Origin of the sequence: Roseinatronobacter ekhonensis, assembly GCF_900499075.1 — a bacterium.
GTDB lineage: Bacteria > Pseudomonadota > Alphaproteobacteria > Rhodobacterales > Rhodobacteraceae > Roseinatronobacter > Roseinatronobacter ekhonensis.
In genome coordinates this window covers 1-4,013 of the sequence record NZ_UIHC01000105.1, presented here as the reverse complement: position 1 = coordinate 4,013, position 4,013 = coordinate 1, and the positions used below count along the sequence as shown (strand labels likewise).

Here is a 4,013-nt window from a genome sequence, read left to right as displayed (position 1 = left end):
CGAAACCCCTCAAGACTGATAACCAAAATACGCTGCCTCACGGCAACGCGTCACAGGTGGCCGGATACCCCGGAACAGGTGGCCGGATGTTGTCGGAATAGGTGGCCGGATCCTCCGGAATACGCAGCCCCGTTTGCGTTTTAGCCCTTTGCGCTGATGCGCTGCACCGAATCGTAAATCTCGAGCTCTGGCGGCCCCAGATAGATCGTGCCGTGATCGCGCACCCCCTTGTGCGAGCCTCGGAAATTCTGCGATTTTGCCCACCCGTCAAAGGCCGCCTTGTCCCGCCATAGCGTGTGCGACAGGTAGATCGTGGCCTCCTCAGTTGTGGCGCCCCGAAATAAATGGAATTCCACGAATCCATCCATGTCGGGAAGTTTGCTTTCGCGGTTTTGCCAAATCTCTTCAAAAGCCGCTTCCTGCCCCGGTCGCACCTTGAAACGGTTGATTGTCAGATACATGCGGCACTCCTTTCGCTTTTGCTCAAGGTAGTTGCACCGCAGGCCAGCCTCAAGCGCCGCTTGCGCTTTTCACCGCGCGCCGGGGCGACTATGCTGCACGGGCGAACAAGGTGAGTGGGCATGAAACTCTTTGCAGGGCTGGGCAATCCGGGCGCGAAATACGCGGGCAACCGTCACAATATCGGCTTTATGGCGATGGATGCGATTGCCGATGGGCATGGCTTCGCACCTTGGCGAAGCAAGTTTCAAGGCGAGGTGTCGGAGGGGCGGCTTGGTTCTGAAAAGGTGGTCCTGCTCAAACCCCATACATTCATGAACCTGTCGGGCCAATCCGTGGCCGAAGCCCTGCGCTTTTTCAAACTGGACCTCGCTGATCTGACCGTCTTTCATGACGAACTGGACCTTGCCCCCGGCAAGCTGCGCCTAAAACAGGGCGGCGGCCATGCGGGGCATAACGGGCTACGCTCTATCCACGGCCATCTTGGGCCGGATTACGCACGGGTTCGCCTTGGCATCGGCCATCCCGGCCACAAGGACCGCGTTTCGCCCTATGTTCTGTCGGATTTTGCCAAGGCCGATCAAACCTGGCTGAACGATCTGATGCGCGGCATTTCTGACGGCGCGGTGGCGCTGGCAGAGGGCGACGGCCCCCGTTTTACAAACGCGGTGGGGCTGAGCATGGCACCGCCCAAAGCCAGCCCCGAAACGCCCAAGGCCAAACCCGCAGAGACCGCCGCGACCGAAACACCGCCCAGCACGCAAGCAGACGCCCGCAGCCCGCTGCAAAAACTGGTGGACCGTTTCAAATGAGCTTTCGCGACCATGCAAGAGCGCAGGCGGATGCCTGCGCGCGCCTCGGCTCGCCCTATACCGCGCGGGTGTTGCGGTTGCTGGCGGACCATCTGCGCCCCGGTCACACTGTGGCCGACAAGCTGCTGGGTTGGCCCGCAGACCGGCTTGACGCAGACGCGGTTGCGCTGCGTCTGGCCGGCGCGTTGCATTACCTTGTCTTGACCCGACAGGCCGCGATGCTGGCGCGCTTCTACACCCGTGACGATGTGGACGATGCACAGCTCTGGCGCAGCCTGGACGCAGTGTTGCGCCTGAACGCGGATGCAATACTTCCCGTGTTGGACCATGCACCACAGACCAACGAGGTGGCGCGCAGTGCCGTGTTCATCGCGGCAGGAAACTGGCTGAGTGCGGCCTTCGGCTTGCCGCTTGTGCTGTCAGAGCTTGGCGCGTGCGCGGGTTTGAACCTGCTTTGGGATCACTACGCGCTGGAAATAGACGGCCAGCGCTATGGCCCGGAAGAGGCCACCATCACACTTGCGCCCGACTGGTATGGCGCGCTGCCCCCGGTCGCGCCACCAGTCATTCGCGCCAGAGCGGGCGTTGACCACAACCCGCTGGACCCGGTCGCGGACCGTGACCGGCTGCAAAGCTATATCTGGGCGGATCAGCCTGCGCGCATGGCCCGTCAGGCCAGCGCATTGGATCTGGCGGCCGAAATTCGGCCACGCATGGATCAGGGCTGCGCTGTGGCATGGCTGTCTGACCGCTTGTCACGCCCGCAGCCACAGGCGTGCCACATGGTGTATCACAGCCTGTTCTGGCAGTATCTCGACTCCACGCAACAGCACGCGTTGATTGATGCGATGGCACGGGCACGGCTGCAAGCGAACGAACCTCTCGCACATGTCGCAATGGAATCCGACGATGACGGCCCCGGTGCGTGCCTGACCCTGACCTTATGGCCACAAGGCACTGAAATTGCCTTGGGACGGGCAGATTTTCATGGTGCTTGGGTCGATTGGCAGGCACCCGACCCTTCGACATGGACAGGGCCGCACGACTGACTATGTGTTTCAGACACGTTCAAAAAAGGAATACGCCATGCCAGCCGTGAAACTTCCATCCGTGAACGTGCTGGGTGGCACGCTGGAACCGTGCTCGACCGCGCCGTTGACCGGTTTTTTCCGCAACGGGGCTTGCGACACTTGCGCAGAAGATCACGGCAGTCATACCGTCTGCGCTGTTATGACAGCCGAATTTCTGGCGCATTCGAAATATCTGGGCAACGACCTGTCGACCCCGCGCCCGGAATTCGCCTTTCCGGGGCTGAAGCCCGGTGATCGCTGGTGCCTGTGCGCCGCGCGGTTCGTGCAGGCCCATGAAGAAGATGTGGCACCAAAAATCGTGCTGCGCGCCACGCATGAGCGGGCGCTGCAAGTGGTGGCGTTCGACATTCTCAAACGCTACGCGACCGACCTGCCCTAATCCTCGTCTTTCTCGGAACAGGGTGGCGAATCTGCGATCAGGTCGTCGATGAACAGGCTCATCAACTGCCCACGTCCGCTGACCCCTGCCTTGCGGTAAATCGCGTTTGTCTGTGCCTTGACGGTGCCGTCCGATGTTTTGCGAAAGCCTGCGATTTCTTGTGTAGAAAAGCCCTTCAGGACGAAGAAGGCCACATCGCGCTCGGCAGGTGTCAGGCCCCAAGCCTTGAAGTTCTGCTCCAGCAGGTCCATGAACGCGGCAGAGGCACGCTGCAACTGCGCTTCTGCCCGGCCTAAACGGCGCTGCGACTGGATCAGCAGCAACCCTGACAGAACCAGCCCGATCAACAGCGCCACCGCCGCCCCGATTTCCAGAAATTCGCGCGTTTGCCATGGGATCGGCTGCCGTTCTATGCCCAGAACCGACATGCCTATGTCCCCGATAAAGAACAACGCCCCCACAGCTTGCACCAGCACCATAAGCAGGATCAGAAGGTTAAGCTTCATGCCACCCTCCATCCGCTCGGTGGCGCGTTAATATGGCGCGGTTTGTGCGTGACTGCATGTTCTGTCTCAATTCTGTAACGACAATTCATTTGGATTTTCGACCAGGTCACCACCGCGCGGCATATCTCCGGGGTCCGGATCCGGCATGTCGGAGGGGGTGAATTCGATGGCATAATCGCGCAGTATCTGCCCGCTGGACGCGTCGAGCACGATCTCGCGCCAGATCGGACCAAGCGAGGCAATAATCCGCACCCGGCCCAGCAGGGTTCGGGTGACGGATTCGACCGTGTAGCCCTGCCCCTCAAGCGCGACACTCACCATATCGGGTGTAATGCGGTCTACGCCCATGGCCGCTTGCGCTGTCATCAACAGCGCAAAACAAACGGCTTTCAAATATCGGCTCAGCTTGACCATGGCACGGTTCCGACAAGGCAGCTAAAGGCCGCCCAATGAAAAAACCGCACCCCGGCAAATATCCGGGGTGCGGCCTTAAACATAACACTCTTTACACACACTGGCACTCAGACACCGGATCACCCCGCGCGAAACAGACGCAAATCACATCATGGCGAATACGGGTACGCACACACTTGGACAATTTCGCCACGGATACAGCACAGGGAAGCGCCCTTGAACACCTAGAGCGCGTCTGGTTCAATCAGTTTCATATCCAGCGGCCTTGAAGAAGTTGTAGCATTCGTCAGGGGTGAACAGGTTACAAACATGACCGACCGCCTTCCATAATTCGTCATATGTCCGTGCAGCG

General features: G+C 60.1%; 6 protein-coding genes. 3 read left to right on the top strand and 3 right to left on the bottom strand.

The features are described 5' to 3' along the window. Window positions 1-140: 140 nt before the first annotated feature. On the bottom strand, window positions 141-461 hold the full coding sequence (gene hmuQ, locus ROE7235_RS18910) for a heme-degrading protein HmuQ (protein ID WP_121097458.1): 321 nt from the start codon (window positions 459-461) through the stop codon (window positions 141-143). 120 nt (window positions 462-581) lie between these two features. Between hmuQ and pth the strand changes: the two genes are divergently transcribed. From pth to ROE7235_RS18895, 3 genes are read left to right on the top strand one after another with little or no spacing between them, the layout of a single operon-like run. Next, a complete protein-coding gene (gene pth / locus ROE7235_RS18905; RefSeq protein WP_121097455.1) occupies window positions 582-1,271 on the top strand; it encodes an aminoacyl-tRNA hydrolase in 690 nt (229 codons plus the stop codon). Continuing rightward, on the top strand, window positions 1,268-2,320 hold the full coding sequence (locus tag ROE7235_RS18900; protein ID WP_121097450.1) for a DUF2332 domain-containing protein: 1,053 nt from the start codon (window positions 1,268-1,270) through the stop codon (window positions 2,318-2,320). The genes pth and ROE7235_RS18900 overlap by 4 nt, the downstream gene beginning before the upstream one ends. 37 nt (window positions 2,321-2,357) lie before the next feature. Beyond that, on the top strand, window positions 2,358-2,741 hold the full coding sequence (locus ROE7235_RS18895) for a DUF2237 family protein (protein ID WP_121097447.1): 384 nt from the start codon (window positions 2,358-2,360) through the stop codon (window positions 2,739-2,741). Here the strand turns inward: ROE7235_RS18895 and ROE7235_RS18890 are convergent. Both ROE7235_RS18890 and ROE7235_RS18885 read right to left on the bottom strand, forming a co-directional pair. Then, window positions 2,738-3,247, bottom strand: a complete 510-nt coding sequence (locus ROE7235_RS18890; protein WP_121097461.1) for a helix-turn-helix transcriptional regulator — start codon at window positions 3,245-3,247, stop codon at window positions 2,738-2,740. The genes ROE7235_RS18895 and ROE7235_RS18890 overlap by 4 nt on opposite strands. A 66-nt stretch (window positions 3,248-3,313) precedes the next feature. Next, complete coding sequence (locus ROE7235_RS18885) at window positions 3,314-3,595, bottom strand: hypothetical protein (protein WP_183073591.1); 282 nt, start codon at window positions 3,593-3,595, stop codon at window positions 3,314-3,316. Window positions 3,596-4,013 lie beyond the last annotated feature (418 nt).